This is a genomic window from Jeotgalibacillus marinus, assembly GCF_040801915.1.
GTDB classification, from domain to species: Bacteria; Bacillota; Bacilli; order Bacillales; family Jeotgalibacillaceae; genus Jeotgalibacillus; species Jeotgalibacillus marinus.
In genome coordinates, this window is record NZ_JBFMIA010000318.1 from 1 (window position 1) to 231 (window position 231).

The 231-nt window shown below is 38.5% G+C and carries 1 protein-coding gene; it reads right to left on the reverse strand.

Going from position 1 to position 231, the window contains the following annotated elements; translation table 11 throughout:
* Positions 1–231, reverse strand: a 231-nt coding sequence (locus AB1471_RS18000) for a DDE-type integrase/transposase/recombinase (protein ID WP_367781082.1), incomplete at both ends; no start/stop codon positions are given.

Here is a 231-nt window from a genome sequence, read left to right on the forward strand (position 1 = left end):
CTTAATATAGAAGTGGCTGTTTCAAACGACTTGAATCCCAACATCGGACGAATACATTTCTTAATGAAACGATGATCTTGTTCTACGATATTATTGAGATACTTTATTTGGCTTATTGGAATGCCTTCAGGCATCCGTCCTTCTTCTTTTAACTCTTGAATGGCCACAGGATAAGTTGGATTCTTATCTACAGTGATCACACGAGGTTCACAAACATGAGAAGCAGCCAAG